Source organism: Microvirga sp. HS2 (assembly GCF_055792805.1).
On sequence record NZ_JBVVAJ010000047.1, the window covers coordinates 16,757 to 31,056 of the forward strand.

Here is a 14,300-nt window from a genome sequence, read left to right on the forward strand (position 1 = left end):
CACGCCTATCAACCGAGGTCCGCTCGAGAACGTCCCGGAACGATTGAAGAAGAAGGTCGCGGCATCGCGGGCATGGTGACATCATGGCAGCCGGGCCGATGGAGTCCATGATCTCGATCAAACGGCTGCCGTCTCAGATGAGTCATTGGTTCGTGAACGTTGGAGGTTAGTCAGCCCGAGGCCCTGCCGGCAATCTGGGCTGGCCATGCGGGCCCTTGCGGGACCGCGGGAGACGCGAGAATGAAGGTTGCCTCCGAGGAGCGCGACGGAACCCCGCCGTATCGGCAGGCGGTCTCGACAGTGCTGTCCCGATTCGAGGTCGATGCGGAGCACGGCCTGAGCGGGCGGATCGCATCGCAGCGGCTGGCGCAGCACGGGCCCAACGAGCTCACCCCCGAGGAGCCGGAGCCCGCGTGGAAAAAGTTTCTCCGCCAGTTCTCGGACGTGCTGGTCATCCTGCTGCTGGTCGCGACCGGCGTTTCCTTCGGATTGTGGATCTATGAGCGCGACACCGCCCTGCCCTATGAAGCCCTGGCAATTCTGGCGGTCGTCCTTCTCAACGCCTTGATGGGTTATGTCCAGCAGGCCAGGGCAGAGGAAGCCCTCGCGGCTCTCGGCCAGATGGCGGCGGGACGCGCCACGGTGATCCGGGACGGCGCGCGGTCGAGCATCCTCGCAAGAGAGCTTGTGCCGGGGGACGTGATCCTGCTCGAAGAGGGCGACACCGTTCCCGCGGATGGACGCATCGTCGAAGTCTCCGCCCTCCAGACGGCGGAAGCCGCTCTCACGGGCGAGAGCCTGCCGATCGTCAAGGACACCGCCGTGATCGGGGACGAGGCCACTTTGGGCGACCGCACCAACATGGTCTTCAGCGGAACCACCGTCACCCGCGGCCGCGGGAAAGCCGTCGTCACGGCGACCGGCCCGCATACGGAGATCGGCCGGATCGCCGGGATGCTGGAAGCCGCGCCGGACGAGACTACCCCGCTGCAGAAGGAGCTCGACCGCGTCGGCCGGATTCTCGGTCTCACGGTGGTAGCCATCGCCGTCGCGATGATCGCCACGATCCTTCTCGTCGAGGACGTGCATGGCTTCTCGGCGGTCGTCGACGTGCTCATTCTCGGCGTCGCCCTGGCGGTGGCAGCCGTGCCGGAGGGGCTGCCCGCCGTGGTGACCGCGGCGCTGTCGCTCGGCGTTCAGCGCATGGCGCGGCGCAACGCCATCGTCCGCCATCTCTCCGCGGTCGAGACGCTTGGCTCGGCCGATGTGATCGCGTCCGACAAGACCGGAACGCTGACCCGGAACGAGATGACCGTGCGACGGGTCGTGACCGCGAGCGGCAGCGTCACCTTCGACGGCACAGGATATTCGCCCGAGGGCCAGTTGCACAGAGAGAGCGGACAACCCGGCGAGGGGCCGCTGCATGCCGAACTCATGCTCGCGCTTTCGGCCGCAGACCGGGCCAACAATGCCGTGCTGCAGGAACGCGACGGACATTGGGCCGTGCAGGGCGATCCGACCGAAGGCGCCCTGATCGTTGCCGCCCGCAAGGCCGGATTGGAGGCCGGGGCCCTCGATGCACGGTTCGCGCGGGTTGCGGAAGTCCCCTTCTCGTCGGAACGCAAGCTGATGAGCACGCTCCACGCCGACGCGGAGCAGGAGCAGCACCTGCTTGCTTTCACAAAGGGAGCGCCGGATGTGCTGCTGACCCGCTGCACGCGCGAGCAGGTGGGTGAAAAGGCGGTGGTCCTGACGGATGAGCGGCGGCGAGAGATCCGCCGCCGCAACGATGCTCTGGCGGACGAGGCGCTGCGCACCATAGGGGTTGCGTTTCGTCCCCTGCCCCGGCACGGGTTCAGGACGGAGGACGTGCACGAGGGCATCGAGCAGGACCTCATCTTCCTCGGATTGATCGGCATGATCGATCCGCCGCGCGACGAGGTGAAGGCCGCCGTCGTACGGGCGAAGCATGCGGGCATACGGCCGATCATGATTACCGGCGACCACCCGAGGACAGCCGCGGTGATCGCGCAGGAGCTTGGCATCGCGGCCGATGAGCGTGCCATCACGGGCGCCGAGCTCGAGACGATGGCGGAAGACGATCTCGACCGCACGGTGCAGGAGGTTTCCGTCTATGCCCGCGTCGATCCGGGGCACAAGCTGCGCATCGTCAAAGCCCTGCAGCGGCGCGGCGCGACCGTCGCGATGACGGGAGACGGTGTGAACGACGCGCCCGCCCTCAAGACAGCGGACATCGGCATCGCCATGGGCCTGACCGGAACGGACGTGTCCAAGGAAGCGGCCGACATGGTGCTGGCGGACGACAATTTCGCCACCATCATCGCAGCCGTCGAGGAAGGACGGGCGATCTTCTCCAACATCAGGAAATTCCTGCGCTACCTGCTCTCGTCGAACATCGGCGAGGTGATGACGATGTTCTTCGGCGTGATCCTGGCGAATGTCATCGGGTTGTCGGCCCACGGAGACGGAGGTCTCGCGTTGCCCCTGGTGGCCACCCAGATCCTTTGGATCAACCTTGTCACCGACGGCGCGCCGGCTCTTGCGCTCGGCGTCGATCCTGCGGACCGGACGATCATGGAGGCACCGCCACGCCCTACTGGCGAGGGCGTGATCACAGCCCGCATGTGGGGCGGCATCGCCCTGGTCGGGATCGTCATGGCGCTGGGCACGCTCGCGGTGCTCGACGCATCGATGCCAGGAGGGCTGATCGAAGGCTCCGGGAGCTTGCGCTATGGCCAGACAATGGCGTTCACGACGTTGATGCTGTTCCAGGTCTTCAACGTCTTCAACGCCCGCTCGGACGAGCAGAGCGCCTTCCAGGGCTTGTTCGCCAATCGCTGGCTTTGGCTGGCTACCGGTGTTTCGCTTCTGTTGCAGGCAGCCGTGATCTACGTCCCGGTCCTCCAGCACGCCTTCTCGACCGTGAGCCTGAGCCTCGGCGACTGGGTGTTCTGCGCCCTGGTGGCAAGCTCGGTGCTGTGGATCCGCGAGTTGAGCAAGCTCGCGATGCGCAGGATCCGCCGGGCCTGATCGGTCTCCTGCCGAGGCCCTGCGCCCCTCTGTTGATCCATGTCAGCGATTTGACAGCTTTATCAGCGCATAACGGCAGCATGTCCCACGCAAGACGTCGAGAGCTGATCCGCTGTGTCGTGTTCCTGGCTGCGGCCTTGCCGCTGGCGTCGGTCCAGGCTGAGCGGGATCGGGATCATGACCGCGCCCGTCGCGCCGTGGAACGGGGCGAGGCGCTCCCCCTGGCGGATATCCTGGAGCGCGTGCGCCCTGCCCTTGGAGGCGAGGTCGTCGGCGTGTCATTCGAGCGCGAGCACGGAATCTGGGTCTACGAGTTCAAGGTAATCCAGCCCGGCGGCGCCCTCGTTGAAATCTATGTCGATGCCGCCTCGGGGCGGATCCTCAAGCGGGAGGATCACTGATGCGCATCCTGCTCGTCGAGGATGATCCGCGTGTCGCCCGCAAGATTCAGGCGGTGCTCGAAGGAGCGGGCCATGCGGTCGATCCCGTCGCCGATGGGGAGAATGCCTGGTTCCGCGGCGATACGGAGGAGTATGACCTGGCCGTGCTGGACCTCGGCCTGCCGAAGATGGACGGGCTGTCGGTGCTGAAGAAGTGGCGAGCGGCCCAGCGCAACTTCCCCGTCCTGATCCTGACCGCCCGCGGGGCCTGGACGGAACGGGTCGAAGGCATCGACGCCGGCGCCGACGACTACCTGACCAAGCCCTTCGCCATGGAGGAGCTGCTGGCCCGCATCCGCGCCCTCCTGCGCCGGGCGACCGGGCGCGCCTCCCCGGTTCTGTCGGTCGGCCCCGTGACGCTCGACACCCGGCAGATGAGGGTCACGGTCGACGATGTGCCGGTCAATCTCTCGCCGCTCGAGTACCGTGCCTTGGACTACCTCATGCATCATGCTGGGCGTGTGATCCCACCGAGCGAGCTGATGGAGCATCTCTACTCCCATGACCATGACCGGGAGCCGAACGCCGTCGAGGTGCTGATGGGGCGGCTGCGCCGCAAGCTCGGGGTCGACCTGATCGAGACGCGCCGCGGCTTCGGCTACGTCGTGCCGGACGGGGTATCATGACGCAGGGGTCCCTTCGGCTCCGGCTTTTCGCGGCGGGCAGCGCCTCCATCGTCGTTGCCCTCGCCATTGCCGGGGTCGCGCTCTTCCTGCTGTTCGAGCGCCATGTCGAACGGCGGATGGCCGTGGAGCTGGAAGCGTATCTCCGGCAGCTCGTCAGTGGCCTGGAGCGGATGCCGGACGGTTCGCTTCACGTTGGTCGCCCACCAGCCGAGCCGCGGTTTCAGGAGCCCCTGAGCGGCTTGTACTGGCAGATCACCGTGGAGCCCGACGGTCCGACTCTGCGCTCACGCTCACTCTGGGACACCTCCTTGGCCCTGGCGCAGGATCAACTGGCGCCCGGAGACATCCACGAGCACACAGTCGCGGGACCGGGCGGACGTCCGCTACTCGTCGTGGAGCGTGAAGTCAGATTGCCGCCGACCCTCGGTGGAGGCAATGTCCGGGCGTCGGTGGCCGTCAGCAGGTCGGAAATACGGACGGCGAGTTTGGCCTTTGCCTCCGATCTGGTGCCGTCGCTGGGTGTCCTTGGATTGTTTCTGGGCGTAGCGGCCTGGATCCAGGTCAGCGTCGGCCTGCGCCCCCTCGATGCGGTCCGGCGGCGGCTGGCCGCGATCCGTTCCGGCAGGGAGGTGCGTCTTGGCGAGGATTTTCCGGACGAGGTGCGGCCACTGGCCAAGGAGGTCGATCACCTCCTCGACGCCCAGGAGAAGGCCATCGCGCAGGCCAGAACCCGGGCGGGCGACCTGGCCCACGGGCTGAAAACGCCCCTGACCGTTCTCATGGCGGACGCCGAGGAGCTGCGTGATCTCGGGCAAACGCGGATCGGGGACGAGATCGCGGCGCTCGCCGGCGGCATGCGGCGGCACGTCGAGCGGGAGCTCGCCCGCGCCCGCGCCGGAAACCGGACCTATGCCGGAAAACCATGTCCTGTAAGCCCGGTTCTCGCTCAGGTGACCGAGGTGGTGCGCCGCACCCCCGACGGTCAGCGGCTGCAGTGGAACGTCGATGTCGGGCGCGATCTGACGAACTCCGTCGACCCTCAGGACCTGACCGAGATGATCGGCAACATCGTGGAGAACGCTGCGCAATGGGCGCGCCGCCGCGTCCGGATCTCGGGCTATCGGGAGGGCGATGCGGTTGTGCTCTCGGTTGAGGACGATGGGCCGGGCATTCCCGAGCAGGAAATCGGGACGGTGCTTGCGCGCGGGGGACGCCTCGACGAGAGCAAACCTGGAAGCGGGCTCGGCTTGGCCATCGTGGGCGATCTCGCGGAAGCTTACGGCGGCTCCCTCTTGCTGCTGAGATCTTCCCTGGGTGGATTGCGGGCCGACCTCCGTCTCCCCGGTGCGGCATAGAAAGCGGGCCTCAGGAGGCCCGCTTCCGTCCCGTGATCATGGCTTTCACCAGGTTTTCGCGATGCGCCAGGCCGGTGAGGACGACTCCGGCGACGTGAAGCCCGATCAGGCCGAGGGTCGCATAGACCAGCCCCTCGTGCAGGTCCTCGACCCATTCCGCGCCCCAGAAGGCATCGGTCGTCATCATGAATCCTGTGGTCCCGATCGCGACGATCATCGTGAGCAGCGCCAGCACCATGGTTCCGCCGGCGGGGTTGTGCCCGAGGTGACGCGGAGCCCGCCCCCGGATGACGCTCGACAGATAGTCGACCGTCGCCCAGGGCGAGCGGACGAAATCCGTGAACCGCGCGTGCCGCGGCCCCACAAAGCCCCAGAGGATCCGCAAGGCGACCAGACTGGCAATGGCGTAGCCCGCCGCCAGGTGCAGCCACTCGATCTCGTCTCCTGTGACGAAGGCGAGAACGAAGAGACCGGCCAGGGTCCAGTGGAACATGCGTATGAACGGGTCCCATACCCGTACCATGGCGGGGTTTGCAGAGCTTGCTTCATCGGCCCGGTGCGGCGGCATCACGCCGCCGGCCGGAGCCGCTCCGTTCTGGAACGACATGATGGGATCGCGCTATTCCTTGGCGACGATCTCACCCGAAGTCGGGTCGACGAAAAGCTCGGTGCGGGCCCCCTGCGGATCGCGGGCGTATATCTCGCCGCAGGCGGCCTTGAGCTTCGCCTTCTGGACCTTGTAGCCCTGCCCCTCGATCTTCGCCTTGATGGCATCGAGCGTGAGCCACTGGCTCTCCGGGGCCGAGGTGCAGGGTCGTCCGAGGCTGCTGGCCTGGGCCGTGACGGGACCGGCAAGGACCGCGGCGGCTGCGAGGGCGATGATGGTGTAGCGCATGGTGTCTCTCCTGTGGCGTCCAAGCCGTCACCAGAGTCGGCTGGAACGCTGTGAAGCTGGCGCAAGTGCGCTGACGTCGCGCTGTGCAAGGCTGTCAGCGAAATGTCAGGCGGGATGGGTTAGGAGAGCACCCCTGCGGGACGACCCGGATGGGGTGTTTCGCGGAACAAAATGTCCGGCGGCTTGATTCAACGCATCACTGCTGGGGGAGACTCGGGCTAGCATTGGCTTGATCCAGCACAGAGCCGCCAGAAATCACACAGAAGGATGTCACGGATGCCCCGCTATTCGAAGACCCTTATCATTCTCCATTGGGGCATGGCCCTGTTGATCCTGGCAGCGTGGTTCACGGCCGAAGGAGGGCGCCAGGTCCGCCTCAACCCGCCCTTGCTGCACTTCTCGCTCGGGCTCGCGGTGCTCCTTCTCATCGTGCCGAGGCTGGTTGCCCGGTGGTGGGGAAGCCAGCCGCGCATCGAGGATCCGCAAAGCCCGTGGCTCAATCTCGCGGCGAAGGTGGGGCACGCCGTGCTGTACCTCTTCATGATCGGCCTGCCGATCACCGGCTGGTACGCCGCCTCGCGGCTGGGTGTGCAGGTCTCGTTCTTCGGCCTCCCCCTGCCCGCCCTTGCGGCGTCGGTGGAGGGAGCCCCCGGTCCCATCGCGGAGTTCCATGAGACCGGCGGCACGATCATCCTCGTGCTGGCCGGTCTCCACGCCGTGATCGCGCTTTGGCACCAGTTCGTGCTCAGGGACGGAACGATGGAGCGCATGAATCCGGTCTGAGCCCGTCGCAATCATCCCTTCGAGTCGGTGACGGTTCCGCCGGATCAGCGTTCTTTTTCAGCCTGTCCGTTGAACCACAGTCGTTAGGAGCAACCCATGACCCGTCTCACAGGCATGCTAATCCTCCTTCTCCTGATCGGATCGAGCGCCCAGCAGGCTCAGGCCCAGGGGGAAGGAAGCCCGCGAGCCGGGCTCCAGATCGCCCGCGAAGCCTGCGCCTCCTGCCATGCCGTCGAGCCGGGCCAGGAGCGCTCGCCTCGCCGGCAAGCGCCGAGCTTCGAACGGATCGCCCGGGTGCCGGGGATGACCACGGCTGCTCTGACCGTCGCGCTGCGCACATCGCACAGGACGATGCCCAACATCATTCTGGAGCCGAAGGAACTTCGGGATGTGACGACCTACATCACGAGCCTGCGGTAGTCCCCTGCCCCACCGGCGGCCCCGCGGCCCCATGATCGATTGCTTCGGCCTCCCCTGGGCGGAAAGGCGGAGGACAATCCGGGACTACTCAGGACCTGCTCGCGATCAGCTCAAGAACGTGAGCAAGGGCCTCCTTCTGGACGACGTCGGGAGCGTTTTCCGCCTGAATGACCCTGTATGTCTGCGGAAACTCCGTGGCCTGATCCAGATATGATTTTCTGACGCGGGCATGAAATTCCATTTCCAGCGCTTCGAAACGGCCTTCATCCACATTCGTCTGCTCCAGCCTCTGTCGGCTTCTTCTCAGACCGATCGCCGGATCGAGATCGAGCACGAGCGTCAGATCGGGCCAAAAATCATCGATGGCAAGACGGTGGAGCTGCCTGATCATGTCTGCTGGAAGCCCCCTGCCGGCCCCCTGATACGCGATCGAGGAGCCAACGAACCGGTCACAGATCACGATCTTGTTCGCGTTGACGGCTGGAATGATGACGCGCTCGACATGCTGCCGGCGGCTCGCATTCATGAGGAGCAATTCAGCGACCGGAACCCAGTTATAGGATTCTTGCGCCAGAAGAAGCCTGCGCAAGGCCGCTCCCTCTTCTGTGCCGCCCGGCTCCTGAGTTGCGACGACCTGATAACCAGCAACTTGCAGCTCGTGCGACAGGAACGCTGCGACACCCGATTTGCCGCTGCCGTCGATCCCCTCGAGCGCCACCATGAGACCGCGTTGTTTCATTGCCTTCACTCTATACTTCTGCTGTGCGCGACATCTTGCTACGAGAGGCAAACGGTAAGCCGCACCTCATGTCCGGCCAACCCGAGACTGAGCGCGGCAGACCCATACCTCATTTCAAAAAAAGAATTGTCTGGCAACGACATACATCGACGCGCAGGTCACGCCGGAGGACATATCCCCGCCTTCGAACGCCATGAAGCGCCGCTCGTCAGATTCTTTCGATGACACTCGAAAAGGCGCGACGCATCCAGCCCGTTCCGAACTCCAGCAGGCCGTCGAGAGCCCGCTGGCTGAGGGTCCCCTCCTGGATGTCCTCATTGGCGTAAAGCGGCATCTCAAGCGCCTGCATCTCGCCGCGGTTGACCTGAAGCCGGGCCACTTCCGCTCCCTTCCGGATGGGGGCCTTCAGGGGGCCGGTGTAGATGATGCGAGCCGTCACCCGCTCGCTGTCTCCCCGCGGCACGAGCACCCGAATAGGCTTCGTGGAGATAAGCGGCAGGGAGCGCTTGCTGCCGCCGAACACCTGAGCCTCGCCCACGATCTGCCCTTCGGCGAAGAGTTCCCGCGACTCGAAGGCGCGGAAGCCCCAGTCCAGGAGCTTTCGGGCTTCGTTGGCCCGGTCTCGGGCGGTCTTCAGGCCGTTGACGACCACCACTAGGCGCTGGCCGTTCTGAACCGCAGAGCCAATCAGGCCATAGCCGGATTCGTCGATATTGCCGGTCTTCAGGCCGTCCGCGCCGATATCCATGGCCAGCAGCGGATTCCGGTTCATCTGACGGATCTTGTTCCAGGTAAACTCCCGCTCTCCGAAGAGCTTGTAGAGATCGGGATAGGTTTCGATGATGTGGATGGCGAGCTTCGCGAGGTCGCGCATGGTGACCTTCTGCTCCGGATGCCCGTATCCGGTCGCATTCCGGAACGTCGAATGGGTCAGGCCGATGATGCGCGCGCGCTCGTTCATGAGCTTGGCGAAGTTTTCTTCCGTCCCGGCGATCCCTTCCGCAAGGGCGATCGCGGCATCGTTCCCGGACTGGACGACGAGCCCTCGCAGCAAGTCCTCGAGGCGGACCGTGCTGTGAACCTGCGCGAACATGGACGACCCGCCGGAGCCCGCCCCGCCCTTGCGCCACGCGTTCTCGGAAATCGTGAATGTGCTGTCGAAGGAAAGGCGGCCGTTCTTGATTTCGTTGAAGACGACCTCTGCCGTCATGGTCTTGGCCATGCTGGCCGGCGCGGTCAATTCATCGGCGTTCTTTTCGTAAAGCACGCCATGACTGTCGGCATCCATCAGAATGGCCGTGGGAGCACCGGACTGGAATGCCTGCGCCCGAGCCCCGGCAGGAGCGCCCCAGGCCAGCGCCAGGGTGCCAAGAGAAAGAAAGGCAGTCGCGAGGAAGCGGCGGGCAGACATCGTTTGACGCATCGTAAGGTATCCAGACTCTTCCGTTAGGAGAGCCTGAATCTGTAGCGCGTCAATGACAAATCAACGTTACGTTAAGATAAGCTGTGCGCCGTCGCACTGCCGCAACGCTGGGGTTAAAGCGACCCCTTTTCTCCCCGCATTCTCAGCGGAGAACGAACTTCGACTGGTCCAGATTGCTGAAGCTGCTGCCCTTCTGGAAGCCGCTGCGCATGGGCTCAGGAGAGGTATAATAGAGGCCCGCGACAACAGGGCGCGACGGCGGCAAGCCCCTTGAACCGGCGGAGCTCATGGTCATGCCGGTGCCGCTCGCACCGGGAATTGTGCCCAAATCGAAGGGACGCTCAGGCGGCAACGGGACATTGCTGCGAACGGAGAGTGCAGAGGATGCAACCTGCTGAGGCATGGCAGGTGCGGCATCGATTCCATCATCCGGCTCGTAGCTGCCGATTCCGATGGCCTGGCGCGGCGCATTCGCAGGGCGCGGGGTCGCCTGGGCGATCATGGTCGGCGCCGCATTCGTCAGACTTGCCGGCTGGCCGTCCGTGCGCAGGCTCGCAAGAAGAATCCGGTCGTCGCTGCCATTGGTGGACGCGCGGCCGACATACTCGACGCGGACCCGCGCCGTCCCGGCCTGCCGGAAGCCGAGGGCGGACGCCGCGCGCTCCGAGACGTCGATGACGCGATTGCCATGGAACGGGCCGCGATCGTTGACCCGCACGATCATGGAATGCCCGTTTTGCAGGTTCGTGATCCGCGCATAGCTGGGAAGCGGCATCGTGGTGTGGGCGGCGGCAATTGAATCACGGTCGAAAATCTCGCCGTTGGCGGTCATGCGGCCATGGAAGCTGGGACCGTACCACGAGGCGAGCCCCTCGACGGGGCGCGGCGTCTCGGTCGGCACATAGGTCCGCCCGGCAACGACATAGGGTTTGCCGACCATGTCGCGCCCGCCGCCCTTCGGGACCGGCTGGCCATCCGCGATGACTTTCGGGCTCGGAGCAACGCCATATTTCGGATCGATTCCGCCCCGGACGTTCGAGGAGCAGTTCGCGACGGTCAGAGCAATGGCTGCAACGCCTGCCACACGGATGAGAGCTCGGTGGTCGATGGCCATATCGCCCATCAGACCGCCCTTCGCTTCAGCGCGATCACAATGCATGTTGTTTCGCATCCCCTTTTCGCACTGCGCATGGCGGCGCCCGACTCTGCCTCGGAAGCCAATCAAAGTGCTTTTGTCGCCTTAAAAGGAAGTTAAACGGCCCCGCTTGTCAATCGCAAAGCTAGCAGATTGTTAACAACGTTGCTGACCACAGCAAAACAGGCAATTGGCAAAGAACAGCGGACAATAATCCCCCTGCCGAAAGGTAACATGAAGGATGTTACCGTCATCTAAACCTGGAATTCGAGCCCTCTTTCCGCTTCTTAAGCCCATCGAAATCGGTTCACACCTCCCTGAAACGGCTCCTCGGTGCAGCAAACCCGGCTAAGCGGCCGCGCCCGCCCCTTCGGACCGGAGAGAGGGCGGTGAGGCTCTCTGTCCGATGCATTTCATTCCCAATGAAGTTGACGGCGATGGGCTTAGGGCCTTAGAGAACGGTTGCTTCAGGCCCCAGCGGGCCGTGCGACCGGAGGGGTGGCCGAGTGGTTTAAGGCAGCGGTCTTGAAAACCGCCGTGGGTGCAAGCCCACCGTGGGTTCGAATCCCACCCCCTCCGCCATCTTCCTAAGATAAGCTGTTGAATTTCGGGGAAGGTTTGACTTGGTAGAAGGCCGGTCCCATCGACCGTTCGAACACGTCGTGTTTGTTATGACTTCCATACCATGGCGAGCGGCTGGTGCACCTCACACCCCAGCGTACGGGACCCATACAAGTTCTTGGCGCAATTTGGTTTTTATCTTTCTGATTGGGTTTCCCGATCCGGAGGGTGTCATGGCGCGCCTGTTTTGGGTATCCTGACAAAGCCTGGGCTGTATTGAAACCACACCTGCCGCAAGGGCCAGCCGGGCAAGTCGCAGATGGATAATCGGCGAGAGATCAGCGGCATCCTGCACCGTACTCAAGACCGACTGTCTCGCAGGCCTCGCGTTCGTTGCCGTCGAAACGGAGTGGCGCAAATGGGTCTTCTACCTTAGCGCCACTAATCTTGGGCGGATCCAATGGGCCCCGCCTCCCTCCTCACTTCTAAAGGCAGGATCGCGCCAAATGCAGCAAGAGCCGTCTCGCTTCGGCGAGCGTGTCGACCTAAAAGGTGCGAGCCCTCGTTGGTGAGATGTGTCTCATTAAAATAGAGAGGTTGACCATCGAGAAAGCCGCTGCACGTCCCCTCCCGACATAGATGATCATTTGCATCATAGTAAACTGCTCCCGCCCTAAGGGCAGTTTCCCTGATAGCTCTGTTTACATTGTCTATGAGCTGCCCATCAGTCAATAGCTGTGCGGCACAGTCGAGCGTAGGAATCTTAAGCGCCTTCTGCATACACCTTCTGTCGAACGCCCGGAGAATAGGGATTTGGCCCAGTACTAACACCTGCTTTCCCATTTTCCGTAGTTCGATAATGGTATGCTCCAGTTCTAGCATAAAGCCACTACGGCCCGTGTATCCGTACCACTGACCACCTAAAATCACACTATCAAATTGGTGCAGATGGGCCCGCGCAATTTCTCCGGATTTCGCGCAGTGCGTCACTCTACTCGACGGCGCAAAGCGCTCCGGCTTATTCAGAATTGGCGGACATGAACTATGTTCCGCATTCCGAAACGTAAAACCCAGCTCTTGGCCAATCTGAGATACGAGCCCTACGTAGTGCGCCGCATGTGAGTCTCCCCAAAGCAATACGGAAGTCTGCTCATGGAGGCCAATCCTGCAAGATGGGTCTGTAAAAACAGATGGTTCCAGCACAGAGAACTGGCAAACCTCTCTGGCTCTTGTGGCAGGTCCAAGGTTTGCAGCGCTCGCCAGAGCCTTTTTATAATCCTCATCGAACTCGTAGATTCCAAACCCTGAAGTTCGACCGACCAAGCCTGCGAGGACCAGGATAAGAACACTTGGCACGACAAACTGCTTCAGGGCGATAGACCGAAACGACCCCTCAGCGCGCCGGAAGGGCTCCTCAACAACCCAATAGGACACGACCGACAAAACGATCATAGCACCGAGAGCATAGAACTTCATGGGGAGAGAAAGGTCGCCAACTGCGTAGCGAGAGAATGCGAGCACCGGCCAGTGCCAGAGGTAAAGCGAGTATGATATGCGACCAATGGCGACCAACGGACCAAACGCCAAAAGCCGCCCCGTGGTGAGCATAGCTGGCGAGTTCGCGAACACGAGCAGCGCGGCCCCAAGTGTAACTGGAACAGCGCTCAGACCAGGGAACGCCGAGGTTTCGTCGATTACCACGAAGCTCGTTACAATCAGTGCAAGCCCGATAATAAATAGGACCTCAAGAGTTTCGCGGCGAATACTGCCCGTGGGGAAACGCTGCAATGCAAAGAACGCCAATGCACCAGCCAGCAACTGCCCCGCACGGGGTGGGAGCATGTAGTAGGCCACCATCGGCTGGTTCGTAATTAAAAACTGGCCGAGCACGAATGAAATGGCAGTTGCTGCGAAAATTGCAGCAACGAGCCTATTAAAGCGGAGCTTGCCTAAACCAAGCACGAGCAGAATAGGCCAGAATAGATAAAATTGCTCCTCAACCCCGAGTGACCAGAGATGCAATAAGGGCTCAAGAGCAGCGCTATCGGCGAAATAGCTCGTATCTAGAAAATACGCGAAGTATATATTCGCCACAGAGAGCTGAGCAGCAACGGCAGTTTTCATCAGCCGATCAAAGTCACTCGGCAGCATAATCAGCTGGCCAGCGAGAACTGTCAGTATGATCACAGCAAAAAGTGCCGGAACAATGCGACGAATTCTTCTCTTGTAAAATTCCACTATGCTGAAGTGCCCATGGTCGTAATCTTCTTTGATTTTAGAAGTGATAAGAAATCCTGAAATAACAAAGAAAATGTCAACCCCAACGAAGCCTCCAGGCAGCCACGCGCTATCTATATGGAAGATAACAACTGCCAGTACTGCAACCGCTCTCAGTCCATCGATGTCAGATCGATAAGAGCTTCGTGGATTTAAAGTGTTTGACATATGGGATTTCACGACACGACTGGGATAGGTCGACAATTTGAAGGTATCCGTCTTGCCATTTTTGCAACTGGCCAGCAACCCTTTTACTTCCTGCAGCATCTGCGGCGGGTCAATATACTTGGCTTGCCCCTCTTCCTGAGAGGCCATGCCCTCGCCAGAGCATTGGCGGGATGTATCACCGAAGCCGAAGCGAGATGTTCCGCCCCCTCCCCACGCCGCTCTCGGCAGTGCTTGCGGACTAGAGCATCGGACTGAAAGGCAGATTCAAGAGGTTTCGGCCTGTGCTGGAGTGTGATTCCCTTCTGAGAACAGGAGGTGGAGCATGACCCAGAGCTTCTCCTTGGATCTGCGCGTGAGGGTTGCGGCCTTTGTCGAGGCGGGCGATTCCTGCCGGGCGGCGGCCCGCCACTTTGGGGTCAGTGACAGT

13 protein-coding genes and 1 tRNA gene are annotated in these 14,300 nt (G+C 62.6%); 8 read left to right on the forward strand and 6 right to left on the reverse strand.

Going from position 1 to position 14,300, the window contains the following annotated elements:
- Positions 1-240 precede the first annotated feature (240 nt).
- The 4 genes from ACS5Q0_RS24845 to ACS5Q0_RS24860 all read left to right on the forward strand — a co-directional run bounded on the left by ACS5Q0_RS24845 (position 241) and on the right by ACS5Q0_RS24860 (position 5,472).
- Positions 241-3,051 (forward strand): cation-translocating P-type ATPase, encoded by a 2,811-nt coding sequence (locus ACS5Q0_RS24845; protein ID WP_473129334.1) that lies wholly within the window; start codon positions 241-243, stop codon positions 3,049-3,051.
- Between the two features lie 80 nt (positions 3,052-3,131).
- Positions 3,132-3,452 carry a PepSY domain-containing protein gene (locus tag ACS5Q0_RS24850; RefSeq protein WP_473129335.1) on the forward strand — a complete coding sequence of 107 codons (321 nt, stop codon included), beginning with the start codon at positions 3,132-3,134 and terminating at the stop codon, positions 3,450-3,452.
- Positions 3,452-4,117, forward strand: a complete 666-nt coding sequence (locus ACS5Q0_RS24855) for a response regulator transcription factor (RefSeq protein WP_473129336.1) — start codon at positions 3,452-3,454, stop codon at positions 4,115-4,117. The genes ACS5Q0_RS24850 and ACS5Q0_RS24855 overlap by 1 nt, the downstream gene beginning before the upstream one ends.
- A complete protein-coding gene (locus ACS5Q0_RS24860; protein ID WP_473129337.1) occupies positions 4,114-5,472 on the forward strand; it encodes a sensor histidine kinase in 1,359 nt (452 codons plus the stop codon). Before ACS5Q0_RS24855 ends, ACS5Q0_RS24860 begins: the two co-directional genes overlap by 4 nt.
- Before the next feature lie 10 nt (positions 5,473-5,482).
- Here the strand turns inward: ACS5Q0_RS24860 and ACS5Q0_RS24865 are convergent, their stop codons facing one another.
- On the reverse strand, positions 5,483-6,079 hold the full coding sequence (locus ACS5Q0_RS24865) for a cytochrome b/b6 domain-containing protein (RefSeq protein ID WP_473129338.1): 597 nt from the start codon (positions 6,077-6,079) through the stop codon (positions 5,483-5,485).
- A 12-nt stretch (positions 6,080-6,091) separates the two neighbouring features.
- A complete protein-coding gene (locus tag ACS5Q0_RS24870) occupies positions 6,092-6,367 on the reverse strand; it encodes a PepSY domain-containing protein (protein WP_473129339.1) in 276 nt (91 codons plus the stop codon).
- Between the two features lie 276 nt (positions 6,368-6,643).
- On the opposite strand from ACS5Q0_RS24870, the gene ACS5Q0_RS24875 reads away from it, so the two are divergent.
- Together ACS5Q0_RS24875 and ACS5Q0_RS24880 are read left to right on the forward strand one after the other, a co-directional pair.
- On the forward strand, positions 6,644-7,150 hold the full coding sequence (locus tag ACS5Q0_RS24875) for a cytochrome b (protein WP_473129340.1): 507 nt from the start codon (positions 6,644-6,646) through the stop codon (positions 7,148-7,150).
- A 96-nt stretch (positions 7,151-7,246) separates the two neighbouring features.
- Positions 7,247-7,570: a c-type cytochrome gene (locus ACS5Q0_RS24880; protein ID WP_473129341.1), complete on the forward strand. Its 324-nt coding sequence runs from the start codon at positions 7,247-7,249 to the stop codon at positions 7,568-7,570.
- A gap of 88 nt (positions 7,571-7,658) precedes the next feature.
- On the opposite strand, the gene tmk is transcribed toward ACS5Q0_RS24880, so the two are convergent.
- The 3 genes from tmk to ACS5Q0_RS24895 form a co-directional block, all read right to left on the reverse strand.
- A complete protein-coding gene (gene tmk / locus ACS5Q0_RS24885; RefSeq protein WP_473129342.1) occupies positions 7,659-8,309 on the reverse strand; it encodes a dTMP kinase in 651 nt (216 codons plus the stop codon).
- A gap of 208 nt (positions 8,310-8,517) precedes the next feature.
- Positions 8,518-9,732, reverse strand: a complete 1,215-nt coding sequence (locus ACS5Q0_RS24890) for a D-alanyl-D-alanine carboxypeptidase family protein (RefSeq protein WP_473129343.1) — start codon at positions 9,730-9,732, stop codon at positions 8,518-8,520.
- Between the two features lie 142 nt (positions 9,733-9,874).
- Positions 9,875-10,855 carry a septal ring lytic transglycosylase RlpA family protein gene (locus ACS5Q0_RS24895; protein ID WP_473129344.1) on the reverse strand — a complete coding sequence of 327 codons (981 nt, stop codon included), beginning with the start codon at positions 10,853-10,855 and terminating at the stop codon, positions 9,875-9,877.
- 504 nt (positions 10,856-11,359) lie between these two features.
- On the opposite strand from ACS5Q0_RS24895, the gene ACS5Q0_RS24900 reads away from it, so the two are divergent.
- Positions 11,360-11,449: transfer RNA gene (locus ACS5Q0_RS24900), tRNA-Ser, on the forward strand.
- Between the two features lie 420 nt (positions 11,450-11,869).
- Here ACS5Q0_RS24900 and ACS5Q0_RS24905 read toward each other — a convergent pair.
- The gene (locus ACS5Q0_RS24905) at positions 11,870-14,020 is read right to left on the reverse strand and encodes an acyltransferase family protein (protein WP_473129345.1); all 2,151 of its coding nucleotides are present in this window, start codon (positions 14,018-14,020) and stop codon (positions 11,870-11,872) included.
- A gap of 175 nt (positions 14,021-14,195) precedes the next feature.
- On the opposite strand from ACS5Q0_RS24905, the gene ACS5Q0_RS24910 reads away from it, so the two are divergent.
- The coding region (locus ACS5Q0_RS24910; RefSeq protein WP_473127108.1) for an IS630 transposase-related protein at positions 14,196-14,300 on the forward strand (105 nt) is incomplete at its 3' end.